This window comes from Lactobacillus sp. B4007 (genome assembly GCF_026535895.1).
Lineage (GTDB): Bacteria > Bacillota > Bacilli > Lactobacillales > Lactobacillaceae > Lactobacillus > Lactobacillus panisapium.
Genome location: NZ_JAFNPA010000001.1, coordinates 14,358 through 41,320 on the forward strand (window position 1 = coordinate 14,358; position 26,963 = coordinate 41,320).

A 26,963-nucleotide genomic window follows, 5' to 3' on the forward strand; every position below is an offset into this window, starting at 1 on the left:
TGTGACAAAAGAATCTATATAATGAACAAAGGCAAAAAACTTATCGCACATAAAATTAACAAAAGTCCCCATTATTTCTCCTTTCCGTTCTTAAGTTTTTGATCAAATGCATGGTTATAAATTAAACAGAGAACATAGCAGATGATTGCAATCGGGATTGTATACAAAACAACGCCTGACGGAGCAATTGGATGACCCAATGACTTCATTGTACTGGTAATTAACAAAACACTTGAAGAAGCTACAAATAAGTTTTGAGCAAAGAAGTTACCAAAATTTTCACTTGCTGCTGCACGTGCTTTAATTTGATCAGATTCTAATTCGGTTAACTCGCCGTTTACCTTTCCAGCAGCTTGAGCCATTGGATTAATCAGTGGAGCGATAAACTGGACTTGACCTTGAAGAGAAATTCCGAAAGCTCCAGCTATTTCACGAATTGCCGTGTAAATATCAAAAATACGCCCGGGAGTTAAGTTCTTGATTTTTTGAATCAAATTAACCGAAGCCTTTTTAAGGCCATGTCTTTCAATAATTCCAATAGTTGGTAGTGTTAGGAAAAAGAGCGAAACCATCCGGTTATCAATAAATCCCTTGCCTAGAATGCGCAAAAATGAAACAAAATCAATTCCAGAAACTAAGGCAGTCACTAAAGCTGCAATTACAACAACTGCTACGGTATCCAGTCCAAGGGCAAAACCAACGACTATGACTAGAACACCAAGTAAGCTTAAATATTCCATCAATTTTCCTTCCTTGTGAGAAATTAATAATAATAATTAAACATACTAATATTATTATAATTTCTTGTCAAATCAGTTTAATAAATTTTGTTTATAAATAAAGCTAATTGCATATACCAATATATTGCAAAACAAAGAGCAATTCCCAAGTGGAATTGCTCATGTTTATATAAAGTTTAACGATCGCTTTTTAATCAAACCCAGTTATTTCGCGTGAACGAATTAATTTTCCTTTACCAACAATGTAATAGTGTTGTCCTTTTAATTTAAAGGGATCACCGTAAGTTTGGATCTTCTTATTAACCGGAATAGTCCCTATTTTGCGACCATAACGATTATAAACTGTAACAGGATGGTCTACTTTTACCCTTTCCATTTTTAAACCAGTGACGTTGCGAACAGGTACATAATAGCCATTGCCAATAGCATAGAAGAAGCGGCCAGCCGCCAAATGATGGTATTTGCTAATTTTAACACGCGAACCGGTAGCTAAAATTAAGCCATTAACGCGTCGACCATGTTCATCATATAAGTAGCTACTGTGCATGAGCCGTTTTTCCTGCTTATTAGATACCTGCTTTTGGGATGCAACATGTTTTGCATTGTTGGCCTTAAAATTAGTAGCTAACAAATAGCGATCAGTAGCAATTGGATATAGTTTTAAACCTCGAATTTTAACCGGATTACCATAAGTTTTAACAACAGTACCCTTTTTAATGCTTTTCTTATTAATTAGTTCGCCCAGTTGATTATATGTGCGAGCATTATGCCGCAATTTACGGTTGACGCCGAAGACATTATTTTGAGCAACGTAATTATCATCATCAAGCAAGCAAAATTTTCGCTGTTTAATTTTTTTACTACCCATGAGATTCAAAGTTGAACCCGCACGCAAGATTAAATCATTTTTTCTTTTGCCATTATGATCATATAAATAAGCGTTATGCATTAATTTAGCTTGCTTTTGACCAGCAATCTTTACTACCACATTCAGACGTAATATATTTTCATTTGATATCCAAATGCCAACAATCCCCTTTGCTTGACCATTAATAAGAGTTTGTGGTTTCACTATCCAATAAAATTTAGCAGTATCGGGATAATTTTGACTGTTGGAAACACACTGTTTTGCATAGCTAGTGTCATGCGCTAGATTCGTATTAGTGGGAATAATCACTTCATGGCCTGCTGGTTGAGGCTGTGGATCCTCATACTTTGATTCGGTCAGCGCATTTTGGCTTTCATTTTGACTTTTAGGTAAAGCTGTAATATTACTATCTGCTTTTACCTGGCCACTTAAGCCTAAAAGGCAAACAGCCATCAAAGTACTTACTATGCCACACAAAGGCCATTTTTGAGATTTTTTTACTAATATTCTTTTGTTTAGCATTAATCTTCTCCTACAATAAATAAACAAATCGCATTAAAGTTTACTTAATATTAATTCTTTGTCTTTTTATTGTAAAGGTACTTTAAACAGCATTGTTATTATATTTATTTAAGTAGGTAAAATTAACAAATACACAAAAAAATCGCTCAACCGAGCGATTTTTATTTAATCTTTTTAAAATTACATCATTCCTGGAGCACCGGCACCAGCGGCAGCATTAGGATCAGCTACTGGTTTGTCTTCTGGAATATCAGCAACAACAGCTTCAGTTGTTAATAATAATGCGGCAATTGAAGCAGCGTTTTGAAGTGCAGTACGGGTAACCTTAGTTGGGTCAATAATACCAGATTCAACCATGTTCTCCCATTCGCCGTTAGCAGCGTTGTAACCAACTTCAGGGTCTTGACTTTGTAATTTGTTCAAGATAACTGAACCATCTTCACCAGCGTTTTCAGCAATTTGACGTACTGGAGCAGTCAATGCACGTAAAACGATGTTGATACCAGTTTGCTCATCAGCATTGTCGCCTTTAAGGTCTTCAACGTTCTTGATAACGTCAACTAATGCAGTACCACCACCAGCTACGTAGCCTTCGTCAACAGCGGCACGAGTTGAGTTCAAAGCATCTTCAATCCGGTAGCGACGTTCTTTTAACTCAGTTTCAGTAGCAGCACCAACATGAATAACAGCTACACCACCAGTTAATTTAGCAAGACGTTCTTGCAACTTCTTCTTGTCAAAGTCTGAAGTTGTTTCTTCGATTTGACTTCTGATTGAGTCTTCACGTTCTTTAATTGCTTCGTCTGAACCAGCACCATCAACAATAGTCGTTGAGTCCTTAGTAACAGTGATGCGACGTGCTTTACCTAATTGATCAATCGTTGTGTCCTTTAATTCAAGACCAAGATCTTCGGTAATAACTGTACCACCAGTAAGAGCGGCAATATCTTGTAATTGTTCTTTACGACGGTCACCAAAGCCTGGAGCCTTAACAGCAACAACGTTGAAAGTACCACGAATCTTATTCAATACTAAAGTAGGGAGTGCTTCACCAGAAACATCGTCAGCGATAATCAATAATGATTTACCTTGTTGAACAATCTCTTGCAATAATGGCAAGATGTCTTGAATGTTAGAAATCTTCTTGTCAGTAATTAAAACATATGGGTTGTCCAAATCTGCTTCCATCTTGTCGTTGTCAGTTACCATGTATTGTGATAAGTAACCACGATCGAATTGCATACCTTCAACTACTGATAATTCAGTTTCAATACCACGTGAGTCTTCAATTGTGATAACACCATCGTTACCAACTTTTTCCATTGCATCAGCGATTAAGTCACCAACTTCTTTTGAAGCAGATGAAACTGAAGCAACTTGCGCAATTTGATCTTTTGAAGAAACAGTGTGACTTACTTTATGTAATTCATCAACAACAGCCTTGGTAGCTTTTTCAATTCCGCGACGAACACCTACGGGGTTAGCACCAGCAGTTACATTCTTCATTCCTTCACGGATGATTGCTTGAGTTAACACAACTGCAGTAGTGGTACCGTCACCAGCAATGTCATTAGTCTTTTGTGCAGCTTCGGCAACTAGCTTAGCACCCATGTTTTCGTAGTGATCTTTTAATTCAATTGACTTAGCAATGGTAACACCATCGTTAGTAATTTCAGGATTGCCATAAGATTGCTCTAAGACAACGTTTCTACCTTTAGGACCGATTGTTGCCTTAACAGTATCAGCTAACTTATCAACACCCTTTAATAGGGAACGTCTTGCTTTTTCTGAGAATTTAATATCTTTTGCCATAATTTTCGCTCCTTAATTACTTAACCACTGCCAAAATATCTTTTTCATGAAGGACTAAGAATTTTTCACCTTCGTATTCAACGTTAGTGCCAGAATACTTGTCATATAGAACAACGTCGCCCTTTTCAACTGACATTGGGATCTTGTTGCCGTTTTCTGCATAACTGCCTTCACCGACAGCAACAACTTCACCTTCTGTTGGCTTTTCTTTAGCATTTGAAGCAAGGACGATTCCGCCTACAGTCTTTTCTTCTTCTTCTTTAACTTTTACGATCACGCGATCACCAATTGGTTGTAACACGTTTGTCCCTCCTAATTTTAATTTAAAATCATTTTTGTTATTTGTTAGCACTCTTATTAACCAAGTGCTAACTTACAAATATGATAATACCCCCTTTTAATAAAAAAAGCAAGAAAAAATTAGCACTTTTTTACTTAAAGTGCTAATTTTCTTTAGCCATTGCAGCGGCGGCTTTATAAATTTATCTATTCTTATCTTTATCCGAATCAAGGAAATAAATGAGGGTTTGTAATTCAGTCGCCAAGTCAACATTTTGAATTCTAACCCCGGTTGGGGCTGATAACCGAATTGGCGTAAAGTTCATAATGCCCTTAATGCCAGCTTCGACCATGTCATCCGCTGTTTTTTGTGCAGAATCTGACGGCACTGTCAAAATAGCGATGGTGATCTGTTGGTCACTCAGCTGCTTTTGCAATTCACTCATTTCATAAACAGGAACGCCACTCAAAATTTTGCCCGTAATTTTAGGATTAATATCAAAAGCACAGGAAATTCGGATGTTATTGCTTCGTTTGAAGTTATAGTTCAGCAAGGCGTGTCCCAAATTACCTACACCAACTAATGCAACATTAGTTAAAGTATCTTGATTTAAAATCTTTTTAAAAAAGGATAGGAGACTTTTGACATCATAGCCATACCCACGCTTACCCAAAGCACCAAAATATGAAAAATCACGACGGATTGATGCACTATCAACCTGAACTGCTTCTGATAATTCAGTAGATGAAACCTTTTCTTTACCAGCTTCATTCAGGATAATTAGGTAACGATAGTAAAGCGGCAGTCTCTTCGCTGTCGCTGTAGGTATTTTTATTTTTTCCATTTTAAAAAGCCTCCAACTTAATATCACTAGTGAGCTTTTTTGTGAATTCACTCATCAATTAATATTATTTTACCTATAACTTACTGATATTTGCAAATGTTTTTTCACAATCTAACACAATCACAAAACACGATTTTACTGTTAATTAACCCGCTTTACATGGTAATTAAAAAATTATTTGTAAATAACTGAGCAAATACTCGTAATCAATTTACTAATGATGAAAAAATAATTTTACTTAAAAAAGGCTTATTTCTCATGCAGTTGCCAGCAGTCTTGCCACATATGCTAAAATAGACTTTAGGTGAAAAATATGATAATTGCACAAGGACACGATTTAGAAAAACAATTTGGTGCCAATACGCTATTCAATCACGTTAATTTCTCGATTGATTCAAATGCAAGAATTGGCCTTGTAGGACCAAATGGAGTTGGTAAAACCACACTCCTTAAAATTATGACGGGTGAAGAAGAAGCTACCCACGGCGAATTTACCATTAATAAAGGGATCGATGTGGGTTATATCGCGCAGGAAAATGGCTTAGATGAAAGTAAGAGCATTTGGGATGAAATGCTGACCGTTTTTGCGCCATTAATTGCAAAAGGACAAAAAATCCGCGACTTGCAACAAGCAATTGCCGAACATCCGGAAGATAAGCAACTTTTAAAACAATATGACCAGTTGCAATTTGATTTTGAACAACAAGGTGGATATACCTATCAGGCGGATATTAAAAGTATTTTGAATGGTTTTAACTTCCCTGAAAATACTTGGACTAAAATTATTGGTGATCTTTCTGGCGGTGAAAAAACCCGGCTTGCCTTTGTCAAACTGCTATTACGCAAGCCACCGCTACTTTTACTCGATGAACCGACCAACTATTTAGATCTAGACACACTTGACTGGCTAGAAGGTTTTCTTAAAACATATTCCGGAGCAATTTTAGTTGTTTCTCACGACCAGTACTTTTTAGATCATCTTGCTAACCAAATTTTTGAATTACAATTTGGTAAGTTAACAGCTTTTAAAGGAAATTATTCCGATTATGTTGCCCAGCGAAAGCAACGTGATCAGCAACAAGAAGAAGCTTACGAACGGCAGCAAGAAAAAATTAAAAAAGACGAGGAATTTATTCAAAAGAATTTAGTTCGGGCAAAAACAACTAAAAGAGCGCAAAGCAGGCGCAAGCAACTTGAGAAAATGGAACGAATCACACCACCTAAGCACAAAAATAAGGTGCGGATTAAGTTCAAAAGTGAAAGACCCTCAGGTAAAGAAGTATTAATCTTACGGGATCTAACGATTGGCTACCCGACTAAGACAATGGTTCAAGACATTTCACTGCAAGTTAACAAAGGTGATCGTGTTGCTATTATTGGTGCCAATGGTATTGGTAAATCAACTTTATTAAAAACGATTATGAAGGACTTACAGCCTAAAGGTGGCTCAATTAAGTATGGTGCTTCGCTTGATATCGGCTACTACGATCAAGAACTCCAACTGCTCGATCCTAGCAAAACAGTGATTGATACCGTTTGGGATCGTCACAAAACAATGCCTGAACGGGATGTTAGATCAATTCTGGCGAGTTTTCTCTTTACCGCCAAAGATATTGATAAAACTGTTGGGCAGCTTTCCGGTGGCCAAAAAGCCCGGTTAACCTTGACGGTCTTGTCGCTTGAGCACAACAACTTTTTACTAATGGACGAGCCCACGAACCACTTAGACCTAGAAGCAAAGGAAGTTTTGGAACAAGCGTTACAGCATTTTGATGGCACGCTGCTCTTTGTCTCTCACGATCGGTATTTTATCAATCAGCTTTCCAATAAAATTGTCGAAATCAAAGATAAGCATGCCAAAGTCTATGAGGGTGACTACACTTATTATTTAGACGAAAAAAATAAGTTTACTGCTGATACTACGGCTGAAGTTTCTACAAATGAGAATGAAACTGGCAGTGCAGAGCTAAAAACTAATAAGTTGTCATATCAAGAACAAAAGCAAAGAGACTCCCAAAAACGTAAGCTTGAACGTCAAGTTGAAGAGATCGAAACCAAGATTGATAAGCTTGAACAAAAGCAAGAGCAAATTCAAACGGAAATGGCTAACCCAGAAATTGCGACAAATTTTGATAAACTTGGTCCCTTACAAGAAGAATTAACCAATGTTCAAACTGATTTGGAGCAAGCCAATAATGACTGGGAAACAGCATTAACAGATTTAGATGAATTCAATTAATAAAAAAAATCCTAATTCAATTCGCAAGAAAGAATTAGGATTTTTTCTTATGTTAACAGCCAAACGGCACGACCAGAAATGCATTCTGCTGCATCACCGCCTATTAAAATTTAACCATGATAATCTAAATTAACGTAAACTAGCATAGCTTGCCCCATCTTCTGTGTTTGACTAGCAATATACCTGGTTTTATTCAATTTTATTTTAAAAATAGTTCAGCACTTATTGCTATTTAACTTATTTCATTTATAATTGCATTAACTCAATTCAAAGAAGGTGTCTCAATGGAAAAATTACGTTATACTCCCAAATTTTAAATAAATTGAGGAGGATAAAAATGAAGTACATTACAACACAAAATATTAACCAAAAACAATTAATTAATTTATATAACAGCGTTGGTTGGACCGCATACACTAAAAACCCAACTGAGCTAGAGGCAGCGATTAACAACTCGCTACTAACCATTGCAGCAATTAGTGAAGACAAACTTGTCGGACTAATTCGCGTTGTTGGTGATGGTGTCTCAATTATCTATATCCAAGATTTGCTTGTTCAGCCATCATACCAAAAACAAGGTATTGGCACACACTTAGTCAAGTTGGTTCTTACTAAGTTTCAAGCAGTTCGGCAAAAAGTACTCTTGACTATCGACGAACCAGAAACACGCTTTTTCTATGAAAAATGTGGTTTTAGATCGTGTGATCAAGGGCAGCTAGTTGCTTTTTATCAAGAATTTTAAACTAAAAAGGGTTGACCATTTATGGTCAGCCCTTTTAATTTAACATACTGCAAGCATACGGCAATTCTAATGACGGATCAGCATTTAAAGTCAAGTCTGCAAATTGATGATCTTGGTATAAGTTGTAAGCTGCAGCACCGATCATCGCCGCATTATCACCGCAGAGCTTTAAGTCCGGCAAGATTACTTTCGGCTTGATGTTATGAGGTAAATTAGCAATCTCTTCCTCCATCCGCTCCCGTAATCCGCGATTCGCTGCAACACCGCCACCCATAATAAAGGTACGTGGCTGATACTGTTTAATTGCTCGGATGGTTTTATGTGCCAAAACATCAACAACGGCAGCCTGAAAACTTGCGGCTAAATCAAATTTATTTAATTCTTGGTGAATTTGGTCAGCATGGTGACAAGTGTTGATAAAGGCACTCTTTAAACCGGAAAAAGAAAAATCATAATCATCATCTTCCATCATTGCACGAGGAAAATGAAAAGTGTCATTACCCTGGTGAGCCCATTCATCAATCGTTTTACCAGCTGGATAATTCACGCCTAAAACACGGCCGATTTTATCATAAGCCTCACCGGCAGCATCATCACGGGTATCACCAACAATTTCAAAATGAGTCGGATCTTTCAATAAGACGATTTCAGTGTGACCACCAGAAACTTGCAGTGCAAGCGCAGGGTATTCAATCTCAGCAGTTAACTGTGCCGCCATTATATGCCCCATTATATGATCAACACCAATCAAAGGAATGCCCGTTGCCATTGAGGCCGCTTTTGCTGCGCTAACACCAATAAGTAGCGCACCAACTAGTCCTGGACCATAAGTGACAGCAATCGCATCAATATCATTCCAAGTTGCATTTGCTTTTTGCAACGCTTCTTTCGTAATCTGGCTGATTACTTCAATGTGATGGCGACTCGCAACTTCGGGAACCACCCCGCCGAAACGTTGGTGACTCTTAATCTGAGTAGCCACAATTAAACTTTCTACTTCACGGCCATTTTTAACCACTGAAGTCGAAGTTTCATCACATGAACTTTCATAAGCTAAAATACGGATATCTTTTTTACTGTCCAAAACTAATCACTTTCTTTATCATCAGGTGCCAAAGTAAGCACCATGTTTAACCCATCTTTATGTAAATCTTGGTAATAATTTGGTCTAACAAAATTAACGGTAAAGCCAAGACCTTGATACAACTTTTTAGCTACTTCGTTATCAATCCGAACTTCTAAAGAAATCGAATGACATCCTAATTTGCGAGCATAATCAATCATTAATTGCATCAAATAAGTACCTAGACCCTTTTTCTGCCAGGCGGGATCAACAGCAAGATTGGTTATATGTGCTTCAACCAAATTTAGCCTCATCCCAATGACCGCAATCAGTGCCGTCTTATGGTAGACGACTAAATATAAAGAGTCCTTTTTTTGCAATTCAAGTTGAAAAATTTCAGCTGCCCACGGCGTACGACCTTCGTAAGTTTTAGTCTCTAAAAAAAGAAGATTGGCAATATCACTTTCTTTAGCACGCATTACCTGCAAAACATGTTTATCTAGTGTAAACATAAACGGTCTAAATGTAGGTTGAACCAATTTATTGCCTACGCGAGAAAAATTGCAAAATTGCTTAAACCTCTTCCACATAGTTACTGTCTGCTTCAAACGGCTTGCCAGTTTTCTTATGCCAATCTACTTCGGCTTGCGTACGCCGCAAATACCTTGGTAGCAACTGATCCGGCTCAACAGGCTGCTCATCAATTGCCAATTTGCCGATAACTCCTGCATGGATTACATTTTGCTCATCAGTACCAAAACTAACCGGTAAATCTAACTTATTGATAGCTTCTTCTTGCTTTTCAAAGCCCGTCCCGACAAAAACCACCTTTTCCAGTTTATGAGTTAGAGCATAATCCTTAACGGCTTTTAGTAATTTATCAATATGATAGTGACCGTCTTCGATAATATTAACTAATTGACCATTTTCTCTTAAATAAGCCCCTGCAAAAAAATTGTCATTTCGGGCATCAATACCTGCTACAATCAACGTATCTGTGTCTTGACAATTTGCCGCTAAAGCCTTCATAGTTGATACACCAACTGCTTGTTTGGCCAAAATGCTGGCAAACATCTTAATTGTTGTAACCCCAATCCGTAATCCTGTATAAGAGCCTGGTCCAATTGCCACCGCAAAGCGGTCAATGTCTTTGAGCTTAAGGTGATTCTCGGTTAAAATTTCAGCAATTAACGGATCAAGGTGTTCACTATGATTTCGCTTATCGTGTTCACTTTTTTCAACCATCACAGTAGTATCTTCATTTAAAGCTACACTTAACTGATTAGTTGCTGTTGATACACTTAAAATTTTCATTTCAGATCATTTATCCCTTTCTCAAAACTACCTTCTAATTTTAACACGAGAAAGAGCCCGTAAAACAAAGTAGGTAATAATCATTTCTAGCCAAGGTGCAATTGCTTCTTTAGGAACTCGCTGAATCAAAGCCACCTTGAAGTCCATGCCATACAAAAAGTGCAACCACAAGGTATTCATCCCTAAATTAACTATTACCGTTACCAGCAATGTCGCCAATATAATCCGCCAGATTTTTACCGGTTTTTTATACAGAATTAAACCGTAAATAAGCGGGCCAATCATAGCACTTAAAGTGAAGCCAATAAAAAAGCCCCCCTGGTTAGCAAATAAGGCCGATGAAACTAAATCGCTAATTCCGCCACCGACTGCACCCCAAACGGGACCAAACATATAACCTAATAAAACACTACCAATAAAGCCCAAACCAATATGAACAATTGTTGTACCAATCGTGAACCGACTTAGCACAATTTTAATGGCAACAACAAATCCCAAAAGGACTAGATCACGCAATTCGACCTTAAACATTTCCTTTGTAGTCATTTGCAGCACTTTCTTTCATTAATAAACTTGGTAATAGTATACCATTATCTCATTATAACTTGCGCCAAGTTAGTTCACAAACGGCTTTATCCTTTTTATCTTCATCGGCAATTGTGTGGTAAGATTTAATCTCATCATCAGTTTCAACCAGTTTTACGCAGGCAAACGGCTTTTGACCGTAACGAACTTCGAGATTAAACTTAATGTCAATTGCACTGACTACATGATTTTTGAGAAAATCACGATCAAGCGTGTCAATAAACCAGTTAAAGTAATGGCCGTTAGTCAAATGATGGTTAGTATCTAGATCATCATAACGAACACGGTACTGTCTCTTAATTGGATAATCTTCTTGCAACCGAATCCGCGAAAAACGGGGCAGTTTCTTTAATAATGGAACTCCAATTTTAGCCATCATTTCCTTGTCTGTCGAAACTAGCTTCCGCTTAGCTAAGTCAAATAAGACCCATTCACTCTGAGCAGTGATCAATTCATTACCTTCTTGATCACTGAACGAATAATCACGATATTCCAAAAAACGATTATAGCCAACCGGATCGGTTGTTAAGGTTATGTTTTCATTTGGCTTCGGCCAGCGCTTGATATCAATATGATATTGAGTAACTACCCATCCGAGTCCACGTTTATTCAACTCTTCAGTACTACCCGCACCATTATCCAATTGATGCTCGGACACGCTCATCATTAGATCAATCATTGCGGGTATTTTTAAATGCTGATTTTCATCACATTCATAAAAATTTACTTGATGTTGTTCACTATACTTCATTTTTTGCATCCCCATTATTTCTGATGATAACGATCATATAATTCATTTTTAGAAACTTGGTTTGCCTGCGCTACTTCTTTAATGGCAGATTTTTTACTTTCACCCTGATCAACACGCTCATCAACGAGTTCAATTAATTCAGGCCAAGACAATTGCTCAGTTTGCTCAGTATTGGGCGAAACCAAAATAACGAATTCTCCTCGTGGCTGGTTTTCAGAAAAATATTGACTTACCTCTTGAACAGTTCCCCGAATAAATTCTTCGTGAATTTTAGTCAGCTCCCTGGCAGCAACAATTTCACGTTCTGGTGCAAAAACAGTTGCCATATTACTTAAAGTTTTAACTAATCGGTGCGGTGCTTCATAAAAAATAGAGGTGCCATGAGCTTGTTCCATTTGAACAAAATACGGTTTTTGTTCTCCAGCTTTTCGCGGTAAAAAACCATAATAGGTAAAAGGCTGCGCGTCAAAACCGGAAGCAATCAGTGCAGTTGTGAAAGCCGAAGCCCCCGGTAACGGGACAACCGGGATGTCATTTTTAATACATTCCTGAACCAATACAAATCCGGGATCTGAAATAACCGGCATCCCGGCATCACTAATCTCAGCGATAACGGCCCCATCCTGCATTAATTTAACTAACTCCGGAGCGCGCTCTTTGGAATTATATTTATGAAACGACAGCATATGATTATGGACACCGATTTTTTCTAACAGAATACCACTAGTTCTAGTATCCTCAGCCGCAATATAATCTGCTTCTTGCAGAATTCTTTTTGCCCTGATTGTAATATCTTCCAAATTACCAATCGGAGTCGGTACTAAATAAAGTTTCCCCTCATTTTGAGCATAACTACTTTGCCGCTGCATTATATCATTCCTTTAATGTGCTTTCTTTTTTTCGCCAAAATTATCAAGAATATCCAAACAAAACATGCAATCCGAACTTGGATCACGGTGTGAGCCGTAATACATATTGCAAATGTGATAGCCCGAATTATATATTTTGCGTAAAGACTCAAGACCGCTCTGCGTTTTGATTGCGTTATTATGTGCGTTATTCATCTTATCCATTTTTTCACGTAATAACTGATTTTCAACTTTCAGCTCTGTATTTTCTTTGAGCGTTTCTAAAATACTATTTTCTAAGCTCTCGATTGTCTTAGTCATACTGACCATTGAATCATGGAGCTGCTCTAACTTTGAATAAGAATCTACCATAAAAACACCTACCTTTTCCATTGCAGAGCAAGATAATCAAGCAGATTGCGAAAACCAACATTGCTATAGCGCATCTTGTCAACTTCCAGTAAATGCTTCAACATTCTTGCCCCCGCCTGCTGGCTACCATTATTTAAATCCTGTTGAGCCATCTTTTTTAACAAAAGCAAGAGATAATTTTGCTCCGCTTTCCCTTTAGCTAAATCAGCGAGCTTGTGCGCGCTAACAAGTGCTAAAGAATTATATTCAAGCATTTCTTGGTAAAAATACTTACCTGCTTTATCCAAGTTGGTTGTATCACCTAATTCAGCAATTTCTTCTTGGTTAAAGCCATTTGCTAATAAAGCCGCCGTCCTGCCATCAGCTTTTTGTCCAGCAGAAAAATTAATAATCTGTGTTCGTGAACGCACGGTCGGTAATATTTGATCTGCATTATTAGTAATCAGAATTGTTACCACCGGTGCAATGGGCTCTTCTAGCAAATTAAGCAGAGCATTAGCAGCGGATAGCGTTAATTTTTGTGCATCATTAATTATGAAAAAGCGGACACTGCTTTGCACGGGACTTTTGGCTAATTCTTCTTTTAAAACACGAATCTGATCAATCCCTAAGCTTTGTTTGCCTTCAGTTGTAACTAATAAGACGTCAGGATTATTACCAGAAATAATTTGCTGGCAATTTTGACACGAACCATCTGGCTTATTTTCACCCGTACAATTAAATAGACAGGCTAGCCAATATGCCGTATTTAGAGCCTGCAATTCGTTAGCATCGACAAATAAGTAGCTATGCGCTAACTTTTTTTGTTCGAATGCATGCCGTAAAAATTCGGCCTGTTTAACGCCTCTTTGTGAAATATCAATTTTCATTAAAACTGTTTAAACTCTTCCACTGATAGCACAAAACAGGTTGCTCCCCCAACGGTAATCTTAACGGGCTGACTGCTGACATCAAAGCCAGTCATTGCCAAGTTAGGGTTTAAGTATTCCTCACGCCCCTGTGATTCGCCCTTAATAATTCGCATTACTTTTTTGACAAACTTATCTTCAATTCCAATTAAAAAGGTAGTATTTCCTTCACTTAAGAATCCACCAGTGGTTGCTAACTTCGTTGCACGAATACTTTCTTTGGCAAAAGCGTGCTGCAAACGGTTAGCATCTTCTTTTTGAACAATCGCAATTATCAACTTCATTTTAAATCAGTCCTTTAGCAATTCTCTTGGTATACAATTTTCAATAATTCTAACACATGCTTTTACCACATCATTAACCGGTTGATTGGCATCCACAACTTTGATCCGGTCAGGATAGCTCTGATTAATTTCTTGGTAACCCTGGTAAACTTTTTGATGAAAAGCTAGTTTTTCTTGCTCCAAACGGTCTTCTTGACCAGCTCGCTCTTTAGAAATCCGCGCTAACCCGACTTGAGGCTTAACATCCAAAAAGATGGTCAAATTGGGTTCAATCCCGTTAGTAGCAAACTCATTAATCTGCTTCACGGCCGCAATCCCTAGGTCTCTGCCTGCCCCTTGGTAGGCCAAAGAACTATCGACAAAGCGATCAGAAAAGATGACTTTACCAGCCTTTAAAGCAGGAATAATAGTTTCCTTCATATGTTGGCTTCGCGAAGCAGCATACAGTAATGCTTCAGTTTTTGCACTCATTTTTTCATTAGCAGGATCTAAAATAAACTGCCGAATTTTTTCAGCGATTACTGAACCACCTGGTTCACGAGTCACTAGATATTGTGTTTTCAATTGTGGTGCAATTTGGGCAACCACTTGTTCTAAAACTGTGCTTTTACCGGACCCGTCTGGCCCTTCGAAACTAATAAAATAACTCTTCATAAAACTCTCCATGAGTCTATTTTACAAGAGTTCGTCCTATATGAACACCCCAACGTACTTTTAATTTTTAGTGAAAATAAAAAAGCCCTTAAATAAGAGCTTTTTATTCTGAAATTGCATTGGTAAAACCACTAAATCTTGTATGTCGGTGACGGGCTTCTTGATACAAAAAAGCATACTTGGCTAGCAAAATTTCATTTGCAATAATATTTTCTTCTGACATGTCGAGCGTGGTAGAATTAAGATTTTTTTCAATTGCAATCTCTTCTTGCAATTTTTCAATCGTTTCTGTTAGCCACTCATCGCCCATTTTTTTAACTTGATTATGCGCCATTAGATCGAAGTTCTCCCTTGCACTGCACGTTTTAACGTAATTGAATTTGCGTATTCAATATCACTACCCACAGCAAGTCCCGCAGCTAAACGGGTTACCTTAATTCCAGCAGGCTTAATCAACTTGCTGATATACATTGCCGTTGATTCACCTTCCGGAGTAGAATTCAATGCCAAAATTACTTCTTTCACTTTATCCTGTTTTTGTAAACGAACAATTAGTGACTTAATGTTAATTTCTTCTGGACCAATGCCATCCATTGGTGACAAAACACCGTGCAGAACATGATATAAGCCACTGTACTCGCCCATTTCTTCAAAGGCCATGACGTCTTTGGGCTGCTCAACAACCATAATAGTTGATTGTTCACGACTTGGATTACTACAAATTACGCACGGATCCTGCTCGGTAATATTACCGCAAATAGAGCAGCGGTGAAGCTTTTCTTTTACTTCATTTAGAGCAGTACTAAAATCATGAACATCTGTGTCTGGCATATCCAAAGTGTAGAAAGCCAAACGAGTAGCCGTTTTTTCACCAATACCAGGTAATTTCATATATGAATCAATTAAGTGCGCAATTGGTGCTGGATATTGCAATTAAATCATACCCTTCGTATATTTACCTAAACTTGCTTGAGTTGCTTGATCAATTTCTGACAAACCTTTATTAACCGCATCAATAATTAAGTCTTGCAACATATCTGGGTCATCAGGATCAATTGCTTCTTTATTAATATCGATCCCCTTGAGTTTACGATCTCCGCTGAATGTGGCAACAACTAAATCATCGGCAGACTTGCCAACAAATTCTTGCGCAGTGATATTTTCTTGCTCTTGCGCCATTTGCTCCTGCAGCTTTTTAGCCTGCTTCATCATCTGTTGCATATTCATGCCGCCCATTCCACCAAAATTAGGTCTTTTACTCATTGTTTTCTCCTCTTTATTTTAATCCTTTACGTTTACTGTATCACCAAATAGGTCTTTCGCTTTCTTAACAACCTCGTTTTCCTTGTCGTCTGCTGGGTTGTCAGCACTAGAGTCCTGTTTACGCTTTAACATTTCTTCACGGTGTGTTTGCAAAAATTCTTTGCGAACCGTAAACCAATCGCTATCTGGTACCAAAACAATTTGGTAGTCACGTTTGGTAAATTTAGCAATCTGATCCGTCAGTATACCTAATAAATCCTCATCAGAACTGGCTTTTTCAAACCACAAAGCATATTTACACTTCATTACAACCTGATCGGAACTGGCAGCAACTGGTTCTAAAACGTCTAGCAGTGCCCGTTGCGAAACAGCTAAAACTGACTGCAAATCAGGCCAAACATCTTTAATTGCCTGCAAATCCTTCTTGGTGGCATTTTCAAGCACATGATAAACCTGTTTACGATTTTGTTCATCAGCATGCTTATTATTTCTGACTTTCTTAGGTTTCTTTTTAGTTTTAGCAGTTTCTTGCGTAGCTTTAGCAATCTTGCCACCAGAAACTGCGTTATCAAGATGAAAAATCCGGTCACTATTACTTGTTTGTTTTTTACCTAAACGAGTAACCTTTTCCGTTAAACTAACGATTTGCTTCTTTAAAGCCGTAACTTCGGCCTGTAAGTCAGAACCGTTTTTAGCTTGCTGATTATCATTAGTTGCTGAAGCCGGTTCAGTTTCCTGAATAGTTGGCGCACTTAATTGCTGGGTATCCGTACTTTCAACCAAAAAGACCTCTAACGGAATCTGCTGCTGGTTAGTATACCGCAAATCATTCAAAGCGGTATTGGCAGAAGCAATTAATTGGAAGTAACGCTGATCAGGCACGTCCTTAATTTTAGCAATAAAATCTTCTGTTAAAAAATTGCTTTGATTGTCACTGCCAGCTTTAACGATCATTAAAGCTGCCGTTGCCATATCAATTAATTCATCCAAAATGTTTTTTGAACTAGCGCCATTTTTAAGCTCCGCTTGCGCCAAAGTTAAGGCTTGGCCAGCATCTCTATCCAAAATCGCCAATAATATTTGCTCAATTTTTTCTTTTGCCGCAAAGCCAGTTATTTCAAGCGCAGCATCGTATTCGACCTTATCTTTTTCATAACTTAACAGTTGATCAAGGATGCTTAACGCATCACGCATTCCGCCATCGGCAACTTGCGCAATGACCGCAATCGCCTTGTCGTCATAGCTGATTTTTTCTTGATCTAGAATATACTTCATTCGTTTCTCAAGGTCAGTCTGCGAAATACGTTTAAAATTATAACGTTGTGTTCGCGAAATAATCGTCGCTGGCACCTTTTGCAATTCGGTAGTTGCCAAGATGAAGACCACATGCTCTGGCGGTTCTTCAAGCGTCTTCAGTAAAGCGTTAAAGGCACCCATCGAGAGCATATGTACCTCGTCAATAATGTAAACTTTGTATTTACCCTGCGTGGGCGCATATTTAACCTTATCACGAATCTCCCGGATCTCATCGACACCATTATTAGAAGCAGCATCAATTTCCATAATATCGGACATTGCACCCTTATCGGCAGCAAGACAATTTGCGCATTGATTGCATGGTTCGCCATCCTGCAAGTTGGTGCAGTTTAAGGCCTTGGCAAAAATTTTAGCACAAGATGTCTTACCGGTACCACGCGGACCTGCAAAAAGAAAAGCATGAGAAATAGTGCCGCGCTTAATCGCATTTTTTAAAGTATTGGTAATATCTTCCTGGCCGACAACACTGTCAAAAGTGCGCGGCCGCCATTTGCGGTATAACGCTTGATAAGCCATTAATATTTCTTTCCTAGTAAAAAACTCTTAACTCTTCGAAAGAGTTAAGAGTTTGTAAATGTCTAATAAAAGGCACATGCCTGAGCGACCTTAGTGCTGCTACCTTCCGGTCCTGACACGCTTCAGAGGTCAAACATTGCCCAATAGATATACTAACTTATTTTGCAAAATTTTTCCACTAATTTGCGGAATCTTTTCCGATTTCCTGCTCATTTTTTAAAGCTTTTTTGGCTAATTTTTGTTTACGACGAATTGCCCGGAAAAAATCCTTTAACATTTGACTAGCTTCTTCGCGGTACAAGCCGCGAATAACCTGGGGATGATGATTAAATTTACTGACGCTAAACAAGTCAACCACACTGCCTGCCGCACCAGCTTTGGGATCCAAGGCGCCAAAGTAGACGTTTTTTATTCTGGAATTGATAATTGCTCCAGCACACATTGGGCATGGTTCGAGCGTGACAAACAAGCTACAATCGATTAATCGCCAAGTATTTAGCTCAGTGCATCCCTGCCTAATTGCCATCATTTCGGCATGTTGCGTAGCATCTTGATCGAGTTCGCGCCGATTATACCCTCTACCAATAACTCGACCATCTGGATCCACCAAAATTGCACCAATCGGAACTTCACCTTTTTCTTGCGCTTTATTCGCCTGCTCAAAGGCTAATTGCATGTACTTTTTCTTTTCTTCACTTGAAAAAGACATTAATCATTCACCGCCTGCAAAATATAGTAACCCTTGTCCCGGTCTAAGATAGTGCAATTGCCAAAAGTGGCTTTTAAAAGCTTACGTGCGCTTGGCTCACCCTGCTTTTTTTGGATAACAACAAGAATTTTGCCATTTTTAACCAGGTGATTTTTAGCACCCGATAAGATACTGGTAACAACACTTTTACCAGCACGAATTGGTGGATTAGTCACAATTAGCCCAAATTTTTTGTCATCTGCTATCTTCTCATAAACATTAGACTGATAAATTGCCACATTGCTTATTTGATTCATGGTGGCATTTCTCTTTGCTAGCGCCAAACCGCGCTCATTAACATCGGTCATCTCCACGGTTTGCTCTGGCCAAAACTTCGCAGCAAAAAGGCCCAAAGGACCATAACCTGCTCCGACATCTAAAATTCCTTTGGCGGGAAAAGAAACTTGGGCCATCTGCTTAATTAAAACGCCTGAACCATAGTCGACCCGCATTTTTGAAAAAACACCTGCATCAGTTGTGAATTTTAGGTCTATTCCAGCAAGATGATAGTCAACTACGTGTTCATCATGCTCCGTAGTTGGATTAGCCGCATAATACATTTGATTTTTTTGCTCAGTCATAATTTTCTCGTTTCCTAAAACAGTCTGTTCTAGATAATTTTAGCGAACACAACGCTTTTTGCAAACAGGTTTACTTGATCATTAATAAAAAAACTAGTTGACTTATGGTTCTACGCCTAAGCAAACTAGCTAATTGTTTAATTTTTTTCATGAACACTAACGGTTTTAGTTATTGGAAAAACCCGCTTAGCATAGTAATACCGTTTAAAGTTAGCTGGCCAAACCGTTACCCCAGCTCCTGGCCAAGAATGAAGAACTTTATTTTTACCAAGGTAAATCCCGATATGATAGCAAGCTGGCTTTGGCCGACCATAGAAAATCAAATCTCCGCGTTTTAAGTGCTTTAAACTCACTGTTTGCAAAGTCTTGCTTTTAACGAAGGAACGGCAACCCCATTCATGTGTGGCATGCCACCGCGGATTAGCTGGCGACGGATCAATTCCAGTTGCGTACATGCATTGCATAACCAATCCAGAGCAATCAACGGAAGTACCTGGCTGTTTAGTCGTGAAATTAACCCACGCAGTTTTCGCCTTCTTATACTGATATCCGCGCTTAATAAATGCCTTTACGTAATCCTCTCTAGTTGAAGCATAGTTGAGGCTTTTATCAAGGGGACTTGAATAAAAGCCTTTAATGTGGAGATCTTTCATATGCAATTGACGATATTTAGCTGGAATTTGATAACGGCGAACTGTCGAAATCGTAATTTTATCACTTGTCGCTGCAGTTGCATCATTTGTTGCAGGAGCATATAAACGCCAAGTTGTCTTCAATTTACGATACCAGTTAGAAGGAAAAGTTAACTTAAAACTACCGGTTTCATCAGTTGTAAAAGTTTGGCAATTAACGTATTTTTTGCCGTTCCATTTTTGTAAATAAACCGTTCTTTTTTCTGGTGTATTTAGCATAACCTGATCAGTGATGTTGTCACCCGCAGTCCACTTATACTTAGTTGCTAACTGCTTAAACTCAGTCTCTTTGTTAGTTTCCTGATTATTGTTTGACTGCGCTGCGGACGGCTGATCATTGGCAGTTTCAATATCCGCCGCCATCACAGTACTTGTAGTCATGTTTGCTACTAAAAAAATGGCGGCTAGGCTGGCAAAAATACGTCTTTTATTTTTCATTTTTTCCTCTTTTTATTTCATTACTCTAACATTTTCCAAAACCTATCATATCATAAATTAAGTATTTATAAGCTGTGGTTTTAATAACTTAATGCCCGATAACCATCACCACGCCAATGTTTAATAAAATTACTTGTATTAATTGATGCTTTTTTTCCAGTCCATGGATCATTGTAATAAAGTCGTTTCTTATAATATCCAGTTAACGTTAATGCGTGATTGGAAAAACCATCAATGCCACTAACCCACACGACGACTAAATGTGAGCGCAAAAGCTTATTCTTTATTGCTGTTAAACTTGCCCCAGTCATTACTTTTGCCGTTCCAAGATATTTTTTAACAACTCCTTTAATACCATTAGGCGCTACCCAATATCCTGCTGGATATTTTTTATATGGTGAGCCGATAAACCCTTTATTTGGATTACTGCTTCTCGGTGTTACATTAGCAACTTCAGTTTTCGAAACAGGAACACCTGCAAAATTAAGCATCATTGTTACAGCCGTCATTTCACACCCAGTTGGTAATTGTGGTCTCTGCGATATCGCAGCCGCCTTGTTTTTTACACCAATAATATTGCCGTTTTTAATCAAATATTGGGTTTTAGGTGTTGCAATAGACGTCTCGCTTCTTTTGCCATCATCTAAATAATAACTGTAACTTGCTTTATGTGGTGTCTTTCTTACACCACTCAGCCGCTGACCGTTTTTATCGAACAAATAATATGAATTACCGATTTTAATTTGTCCAGTTACCTTTTTGCCATCTTGATAATAAGATGTTGCACCATTTTCCGTTACCCAGCCTTCTAAAGTTTTAGATGACTTTGAACTTAAATTAGCTCGGTTTTTTTCCGTTTTATTAGCAACTACCTGCGTTTTTGGCGCCTGAGGCTTATTTGTTGCGGCACTTACAGAGTTAGCCGTACCAAACTCAAACGTCGTAATTGCTGTTAATAATAGTAGCCAAAATCCTTTTTTCATTTGTTTACGCTTTCTATTTATCTAAATTACTTACATTATAAAGCATGACCAATAGTAATTGTAGCTATGTAAATAAAAAACGTAATTTAGCCTGTTACTAAAATTAATTTATTTGCTCAGTTATTATCCTGATAAAGCTTGGCGAAAGGCTGGACTAGTTAAGTTTCCAGGTCGAAGAGAATGTTGGATTAATGCATCCGTCTTACTTCCAATCTTTTTTATGAATTCGTTCTCGACGGTAAACTTCAAGTTTTGCCGGCGCAAGTACTCATTTTCTTTTTTCAGACGTTAAATTTCTGGATCCTGTTTGGTCATCAAATCATAGCCTTTTCTGCTTCTTACTCGTTTTTGCGATTCTCACATAGTCAATTGTGGAGCATATCGCGCTTTTAAAGCCTAAATCAAGCGATACTTGATAGGCAGTTTCATGTCAAATTAATATGCGCTTAAGAGCCGGTTTCTTAAAATCATTAAGATTAGTCTAAAATTGCTAAGCGGTAACGCTTAATGAGAACAAGTAAATATTTAATGTCAGCCGTACTAGTACCATAACGTTGACTGAATTCTTCATGCCTAATGTGATAATTCCACCAAAGATTTAAAGTTTATCTTGTTTAGATAATTTAGCCATAATAAAAAACCTCAAAGTTGTCCTAAGTTCGTGGTTCATATCAAATCGCTATCTCATCTTTTTTGATTTAACGATATCTTTACGTTTTACTCAACTTTTCTATGACTTTTACGAGGGGTTTATTATTCCAAATCTGTTCATCACTAAACTGATTAATAAGCTTAGCCTCTCGTTTACTACGAATTCGACCATATTTTTTTAACTCATCATTTGAAGGAAATTTAAAATTTAATTCATTTTTCACCGCTTATTATCCCCAATTCTAATATTATCAAATACATAAACTATCATGATTTCCTTAAAATATCTATTTGTTAAAGATATTCGAATTCTTTACAACATAATCAATCATTTTAAAGTTGATTATAGCGTTTGCTTTTATAAGCCCTACCACGTTTTGTTTATCATACTGACCATTAGCAATTCTTAGTGAAATACCATACAGCTCGTTTTCCATTTGCTTTTCTGGACTAATATCAATCTTCAAAAAACTATTTTGTAAGAAATCTACAGTTGCCAATAAGGCGGTCCTTTTATTGCCATTGCTAAAAGCTTGATATCTGGCAATCTCATCATCTTTAACAGGTCTTGTAGTAATGTTATTGAACACTTCTGCACCAGTACTAGTTGCCTCACCAAGATACTCATGCCGATATGCCCTCATTATCTTTTTCAAGCTGTTTAGCGTCGGCAAGCAACTTAGCCACTGCTTAGGCATCGCACGATAATCAGATAGGTTGTGTGTCTTCACGTATCTGCTCTTTATTAACTACTTGGTTTACCAATTTGGACTACCGAAGGGGTGAATCGTATGAATAATGCCATCCCCTCGTCCTAACGACTGGTTTATTGACCAAATTTCTTCCATACCTATTCAGTAACTTCTTCAAAGTGCTTGAACTTGGAAAATCCTTGCCTGAATGTCTGTGACTTTATCTTTCTTGGATCGTTTGCACACTCAAACTTGATCTGTTGACCATTTGGCTTAAATGTTAGTTGCATACATAGGACTAATTGACGACTGCGCCATGACTTTACTGTGTTGTATGAGACACCGTACTTTTCAGCAATATCCTTGTACTTTACCCCAAGTTCATAGTCATGTTCCGCAGCTATTATTCTTTCCTGGTTAGTCACATTATTTCACACTTCCTGATTTTGCGTATAAAAATACGGCTATTAACCGCATTTTATCTTTAATCTTTAATTTCAAGCGAATAGAAACCCGTATCATTATTTACAGGGACTTCTGTAGCATCAATTTGCTGAATACCTTGATACTCTATTTTGGTACTAGCAAAACCGCTTTCTACTTTTTTATGTTTTTCCTCCGTCCAGTCCTGACGATACCATCTTTGATCAACTGTGGCAAAATAAACAGAAATTTTTTTATCCCAGTTCCATATTGCCTTTTTTCTTTCTTCAATCATAGTCGGTGTCATAAAAGTAATAGATTTGCTTTGCTCTACTCCTCTGTTTACAGTCATAGAATCTTTATTAGCTATAGTTTTTTCTTTCGAAGAATTATCTATATAAGTAATAGCTAAAGTTATATTAATTGCTGAATTTTTTGAAATGTTCTTCAATTCATACATATATCCTTTTTCCTTAACCTGGTAACACCATAATTTTCCTTTTAATGTATACAATTTATCAAAGCATTCAGCAAGTTTTTTGATATATTTTATATTTGTCCACACAACATTCATGCCATAAGTAAGTTTGTCATTTATTTCCAAAGAAAAGAATGGTCTATTGTGTAATTCTTCAAGTTCTTTTTCTCTTTTTTTGTCATTTTCGTACTCTCTTATTTGTTCGTCCATTTGCTTTTTTTGTTGGCAAATTTGCCAGAAAGCAAAGATGATAGCAAAAAAAGATAATAGACTACTAAACCAATCTGCAACAGTTCCGAAATTCATTATATTCACCCCAAAATAATAGTACTAAAATCCAGCGTTTTTATCAATTTTCTATTGATGAATATAAAATGTGGTGGACAAAAACGGAATCGAACCGTTGCACAAGGAACTTCACTCCTCTGCCCTACCGATTGAGCTATTTGTCCATTGTAAGCAAAAAAGATAATTACTAATTTGTTAATGCTAACTTTAACGATTAATCATAGGTGCAATCCCCAAAATATATAACTTGATTCCCATATTGGTTGATCGTGAAATGCTCACTATGTTTAATACTGGCACTCTTAGGCCAACACATAAGTCATTGTATGTTAGTTGCGGCGTCGGGATTCAAACCCGGCTACAATCATTACCGTAACTGTCGCCAATGATATCGACTCAAATTTTCACACACATAAATGGGTGGTTTAATAATGATAAAACTTAATAGCTAATTAAGAATTAGCCTAATCTTTCGACTATATTTATTTTGGCATTTTTCAATCTTATTGCGTTCCTCAAGATTTTCTCAAATCTTCCTTGTAAATTCTTCCAGAATTTTTTGATATATTATCAACTTAACTTTATTATCAAAACCGAATTCTTCTTGTGCATTATTCCAGCTTTCAACAAACTCATACAGTGCTTTTTCCAATATTTAGAATAAGCATTATGACCGATATGAATGTCTTGTCTGACTTATCACTCTTTTTTAAGTTCTAAATACTTACTAATTAGTAATTGAGAGCTTGATAGACTAACACCAGCACGTAAGCTCAACCTTTGGCATTGTTTATAGAGAAATATATTAGCATTCTCCACTGTAGCTTTAATATCTGGATCTGTCCAGAAACCCATTTGCTCCATCTAATCTAATCCTTTCGTGATAATCCTACGGTGTGAGATGTATTGATCCACATTTTCAAGCTTTCTCCAAGGCATTAATTCCGGTAACCGTTCCAATTTTATACCCTTCGTTTTTCAGATAACGTCTGGTATATTCAAAGCAATCACAGCCATGATGCATTAGCATGCCTTAATTTCGATAATTTTCAAAATAAATTAGCTGTCCTGTCTTGCTTACTATTACCTTATATTTGAAATGTGGTTTTGCGCTAATGTGTAGCTTTTTAGCTATGTACCGAACCTTTTTAATTGGAAGCCCAATTTGGCCAACAATTTTGTCAAAACCATATCCTTCATTCAGCATATCTGCAACTAATTTCTCGTCTTTAATCAGTGAAACCCGTTTACTTTCAGCTTCTGCAGCAAATATTCTTTTTTAGAGTTAGATTACTCTCTGGCACATGAGTAAGCGATCCAAATTGGTTTTCTAATTGGTGAATTAGATTATAAAGTAATTGTTATTTTCTTTCTTAAACAAGCTCTTTAATTTATTCAACAAAGTCTATTTAATTAGCGTAAAGATAGACCAATTTTAGCAGGACTACACTTTAAAGCTGAAATAGATACAGGTTTGGGAGACGATACCATTTAAGTTCTATCGTTAGTTGTATATTTAACTCCCCATTCTTTTGTTAAAATTATTTATATGAAAGTAGGTAATTAAATGACTGAAACTATCAGAACTGAACGCATTCTTCTAAAAAAACTAGCCAAACGCAAAGTAATAAAACCTAATGATCCAATAATTACGAAAGACCCTTATTTAATCAAAGACCTTCAAAATAAGGGACTTGTTAAAATCGTTTCGAATACAGCAATTAGAACCTTTACTACATATGCGAATGATTGCGCTTACGCTCTTACTCCTGAAGGAGAACACTATTTTCAAAAAAGGCATGAAGAAATTAAAAACTTTCTATTTAAAAGCGTTTTAGTTCCCATTGTTGTATCTGTTTTAACAGCTTTATTAACTACCCATTTAATCCCATTTATTTAACGTATATTACAGCCAAGTTAAGTAAAGTAGCGATTACGCTTACGAAAATTGGAATTAAATAATTACAATAACTTTTCTATCAAACATTTTGATTTTTTCATCTAAGCTAATGTGTGATTCTTGTTTTTTCGACAATCTTAAAATTCGACATTATTTGTCACTCCATTCTAAACAATTGCTTTAAGCCCCCTTTTAATTGTCCACAACACCTGCGACATGAAACCTACCGTAATTTAATTTTTAAGAAAAATAAATGAGGAACAAACTAATAATGGCAACAGCTGTTGTTTTACCAACCACTAATTTAACAGCTTGTAGCGGAGCTAACAATGATACCCAAGGTGGCACTACAGTAACGAAAAGAGCTAGCAGACTAAAAATTAAATTACTACAAAATTGGCGACACTGTAAAAGTCAGCAAGGTTGAATATACGCTCCAATCTGCTGTTACTAGCACTGAGCGTAATCAGTTTGAAGAAAGTAAACCAAAAAATGTGATTAATATTACCTATCATGTGAAAAATGATGGCACGGAGTAACCTACCTATAGGCAGTAAAGTGGAGGCCTAAGGACCAGACAATATCAAGCTAAAGAGTTGCCCAGTTGATCACACATCTCTTGATTCAATTGCGCTAGGTAAAGAGGCCATTGTCTTTGAAGGATTTGGTTTGAAAACATTAGGTATATTTGAGTTTCGACTTAAGCCAATTGGGGATTTTGATTCTAAATCCGCAAAATTCAAAGTTAATATTAAATAGAAATGCAAACAAAAAAGCTCTTAAGAACTGGTCTGGAAAATTCATTCTTAAGAGCTTAATGAAAGTGACTTCAGGTTTACGCCTTTAGTCTATTTAATTTTAATACAAACTGGGATAATTTCTAAATATGGATATAGCAAAACGATGCAAAACATGGCAAGCTCGTTTTTGAGAAAGGTAGTGCTAATATAAGACATAGCAAAACTAAAGATGGGTTCAAAAAAAAAGCAGGAAATACAGACTAGATACCTGAAGCTAGATCTAAGCATAACTCAGGTATTAATATCGTTTAAAATCCCGTATTTACAGAATATTTCTGAAATTGGTATAAGATATATCGTGAAAAATCAATCGTCCCAGCACTAAAATAGTTGGCAATAACAAAAACACTCGAAAAGACAAAACCCA

The 26,963-nt window shown here is 37.2% G+C and carries 28 protein-coding genes, 1 tRNA gene, 1 other RNA gene and 1 pseudogene; 3 read left to right on the forward strand and 28 right to left on the reverse strand.

The features are described from left to right. Positions 1-71 precede the first annotated feature (71 nt). From J3U54_RS00065 to J3U54_RS00085, 5 genes are all read right to left on the reverse strand, one after another. On the reverse strand, positions 72-740 hold the full coding sequence (locus tag J3U54_RS00065; protein WP_267384192.1) for a DUF969 domain-containing protein: 669 nt from the start codon (positions 738-740) through the stop codon (positions 72-74). Between the two features lie 190 nt (positions 741-930). Continuing rightward, positions 931-2,130: an SLAP domain-containing protein gene (locus J3U54_RS00070; RefSeq protein ID WP_103752483.1), complete on the reverse strand. Its 1,200-nt coding sequence runs from the start codon at positions 2,128-2,130 to the stop codon at positions 931-933. 180 nt (positions 2,131-2,310) lie between these two features. After that, on the reverse strand, positions 2,311-3,942 hold the full coding sequence (gene groL, locus J3U54_RS00075; RefSeq protein ID WP_103752482.1) for a chaperonin GroEL: 1,632 nt from the start codon (positions 3,940-3,942) through the stop codon (positions 2,311-2,313). Between the two features lie 16 nt (positions 3,943-3,958). Further along, positions 3,959-4,243 carry a co-chaperone GroES gene (groES, locus tag J3U54_RS00080; RefSeq protein WP_103752481.1) on the reverse strand — a complete coding sequence of 95 codons (285 nt, stop codon included), beginning with the start codon at positions 4,241-4,243 and terminating at the stop codon, positions 3,959-3,961. Positions 4,244-4,424: 181 nt separating this feature from the next. Next, positions 4,425-5,066, reverse strand: a complete 642-nt coding sequence (locus J3U54_RS00085; RefSeq protein ID WP_103752480.1) for a redox-sensing transcriptional repressor Rex — start codon at positions 5,064-5,066, stop codon at positions 4,425-4,427. A 313-nt stretch (positions 5,067-5,379) separates the two neighbouring features. Here J3U54_RS00085 and abc-f point away from each other — a divergent pair, with 313 nt between their 5' ends. Both abc-f and J3U54_RS00095 read left to right on the forward strand, forming a co-directional pair. After that, complete coding sequence (gene abc-f, locus J3U54_RS00090; RefSeq protein ID WP_267384199.1) at positions 5,380-7,305, forward strand: ribosomal protection-like ABC-F family protein; 1,926 nt, start codon at positions 5,380-5,382, stop codon at positions 7,303-7,305. Between the two features lie 337 nt (positions 7,306-7,642). Further along, the gene (locus J3U54_RS00095; protein ID WP_174683350.1) at positions 7,643-8,047 is read left to right on the forward strand and encodes a GNAT family N-acetyltransferase; all 405 of its coding nucleotides are present in this window, start codon (positions 7,643-7,645) and stop codon (positions 8,045-8,047) included. A 34-nt stretch (positions 8,048-8,081) separates the two neighbouring features. Here J3U54_RS00095 and tsaD read toward each other — a convergent pair whose 3' ends face one another. The 23 genes and pseudogenes from tsaD to J3U54_RS00210 form a co-directional block, all read right to left on the reverse strand. Beyond that, positions 8,082-9,131, reverse strand: coding sequence for a tRNA (adenosine(37)-N6)-threonylcarbamoyltransferase complex transferase subunit TsaD (tsaD, locus tag J3U54_RS00100; RefSeq protein ID WP_103752478.1), 1,050 nt, complete (start codon positions 9,129-9,131; stop codon positions 8,082-8,084). Positions 9,132-9,133: 2 nt separating this feature from the next. After that, positions 9,134-9,700, reverse strand: coding sequence for a ribosomal protein S18-alanine N-acetyltransferase (rimI, locus tag J3U54_RS00105; protein WP_267384204.1), 567 nt, complete (start codon positions 9,698-9,700; stop codon positions 9,134-9,136). After that, positions 9,684-10,424, reverse strand: a complete 741-nt coding sequence (gene tsaB, locus J3U54_RS00110; RefSeq protein ID WP_103752476.1) for a tRNA (adenosine(37)-N6)-threonylcarbamoyltransferase complex dimerization subunit type 1 TsaB — start codon at positions 10,422-10,424, stop codon at positions 9,684-9,686. Before tsaB ends, rimI begins: the two co-directional genes overlap by 17 nt. A gap of 27 nt (positions 10,425-10,451) precedes the next feature. Then, positions 10,452-10,970, reverse strand: a complete 519-nt coding sequence (locus J3U54_RS00115) for a folate family ECF transporter S component (RefSeq protein ID WP_267384209.1) — start codon at positions 10,968-10,970, stop codon at positions 10,452-10,454. A 52-nt stretch (positions 10,971-11,022) separates the two neighbouring features. Next, entirely contained in the window at positions 11,023-11,760 is a 738-nt protein-coding gene (locus tag J3U54_RS00120; protein WP_267384212.1) for an acyl-[acyl-carrier-protein] thioesterase, read from the reverse strand. 14 nt (positions 11,761-11,774) lie between these two features. Then, positions 11,775-12,629 (reverse strand): 16S rRNA (cytidine(1402)-2'-O)-methyltransferase, encoded by an 855-nt coding sequence (gene rsmI / locus J3U54_RS00125; RefSeq protein ID WP_267384214.1) that lies wholly within the window; start codon positions 12,627-12,629, stop codon positions 11,775-11,777. 12 nt (positions 12,630-12,641) lie between these two features. Next, positions 12,642-12,980, reverse strand: a complete 339-nt coding sequence (gene yabA / locus J3U54_RS00130; protein ID WP_103752472.1) for a DNA replication initiation control protein YabA — start codon at positions 12,978-12,980, stop codon at positions 12,642-12,644. An 8-nt stretch (positions 12,981-12,988) separates the two neighbouring features. Then, positions 12,989-13,849, reverse strand: coding sequence for a DNA polymerase III subunit delta (locus J3U54_RS00135; protein ID WP_220232181.1), 861 nt, complete (start codon positions 13,847-13,849; stop codon positions 12,989-12,991). Then, positions 13,849-14,172: a cyclic-di-AMP receptor gene (locus J3U54_RS00140; protein ID WP_103752470.1), complete on the reverse strand. Its 324-nt coding sequence runs from the start codon at positions 14,170-14,172 to the stop codon at positions 13,849-13,851. The genes J3U54_RS00135 and J3U54_RS00140 overlap by 1 nt, the downstream gene beginning before the upstream one ends. A gap of 6 nt (positions 14,173-14,178) precedes the next feature. Further along, positions 14,179-14,826, reverse strand: a complete 648-nt coding sequence (tmk, locus tag J3U54_RS00145; protein WP_103752469.1) for a dTMP kinase — start codon at positions 14,824-14,826, stop codon at positions 14,179-14,181. 103 nt (positions 14,827-14,929) lie between these two features. Beyond that, a complete protein-coding gene (locus tag J3U54_RS00150) occupies positions 14,930-15,160 on the reverse strand; it encodes a YaaL family protein (protein WP_103752468.1) in 231 nt (76 codons plus the stop codon). After that, positions 15,160-15,759, reverse strand: coding sequence for a recombination mediator RecR (gene recR, locus J3U54_RS00155; protein ID WP_103752467.1), 600 nt, complete (start codon positions 15,757-15,759; stop codon positions 15,160-15,162). Before recR ends, J3U54_RS00150 begins: the two co-directional genes overlap by 1 nt. Continuing rightward, positions 15,760-16,089, reverse strand: a complete 330-nt coding sequence (locus J3U54_RS00160; RefSeq protein ID WP_103752466.1) for a YbaB/EbfC family nucleoid-associated protein — start codon at positions 16,087-16,089, stop codon at positions 15,760-15,762. It lies immediately after the preceding gene. Between the two features lie 18 nt (positions 16,090-16,107). Continuing rightward, positions 16,108-17,922, reverse strand: a complete 1,815-nt coding sequence (gene dnaX / locus J3U54_RS00165) for a DNA polymerase III subunit gamma/tau (RefSeq protein WP_267384248.1) — start codon at positions 17,920-17,922, stop codon at positions 16,108-16,110. Positions 17,923-17,975: 53 nt separating this feature from the next. Then, positions 17,976-18,075: signal recognition particle sRNA small type (ffs, locus tag J3U54_RS00170), an RNA gene on the reverse strand. A gap of 25 nt (positions 18,076-18,100) precedes the next feature. Beyond that, positions 18,101-18,631 (reverse strand): tRNA adenosine(34) deaminase TadA, encoded by a 531-nt coding sequence (gene tadA / locus J3U54_RS00175; protein ID WP_103752464.1) that lies wholly within the window; start codon positions 18,629-18,631, stop codon positions 18,101-18,103. Then, entirely contained in the window at positions 18,631-19,251 is a 621-nt protein-coding gene (locus tag J3U54_RS00180) for a class I SAM-dependent methyltransferase (protein ID WP_267384251.1), read from the reverse strand. Before J3U54_RS00180 ends, tadA begins: the two co-directional genes overlap by 1 nt. A gap of 137 nt (positions 19,252-19,388) precedes the next feature. After that, a complete protein-coding gene (locus J3U54_RS00185; RefSeq protein ID WP_267384253.1) occupies positions 19,389-20,381 on the reverse strand; it encodes a C40 family peptidase in 993 nt (330 codons plus the stop codon). An 80-nt stretch (positions 20,382-20,461) separates the two neighbouring features. After that, positions 20,462-21,364: a C39 family peptidase gene (locus J3U54_RS00190; RefSeq protein ID WP_267384255.1), complete on the reverse strand. Its 903-nt coding sequence runs from the start codon at positions 21,362-21,364 to the stop codon at positions 20,462-20,464. A 938-nt stretch (positions 21,365-22,302) separates the two neighbouring features. Further along, entirely contained in the window at positions 22,303-22,746 is a 444-nt protein-coding gene (locus tag J3U54_RS00195) for a hypothetical protein (RefSeq protein ID WP_267384257.1), read from the reverse strand. A 266-nt stretch (positions 22,747-23,012) separates the two neighbouring features. Continuing rightward, a pseudogene (locus tag J3U54_RS00200) lies at positions 23,013-23,114 on the reverse strand (helix-turn-helix domain-containing protein); the annotation flags it as partial. A 77-nt stretch (positions 23,115-23,191) separates the two neighbouring features. After that, entirely contained in the window at positions 23,192-23,914 is a 723-nt protein-coding gene (locus tag J3U54_RS00205) for a hypothetical protein (protein WP_267384259.1), read from the reverse strand. Positions 23,915-23,985: 71 nt separating this feature from the next. Continuing rightward, positions 23,986-24,060, reverse strand: a tRNA-Phe gene (locus J3U54_RS00210). Between the two features lie 1,403 nt (positions 24,061-25,463). Here J3U54_RS00210 and J3U54_RS00215 point away from each other — a divergent pair. Further along, entirely contained in the window at positions 25,464-25,796 is a 333-nt protein-coding gene (locus tag J3U54_RS00215; protein ID WP_267384261.1) for a hypothetical protein, read from the forward strand. Positions 25,797-26,963 lie beyond the last annotated feature (1,167 nt).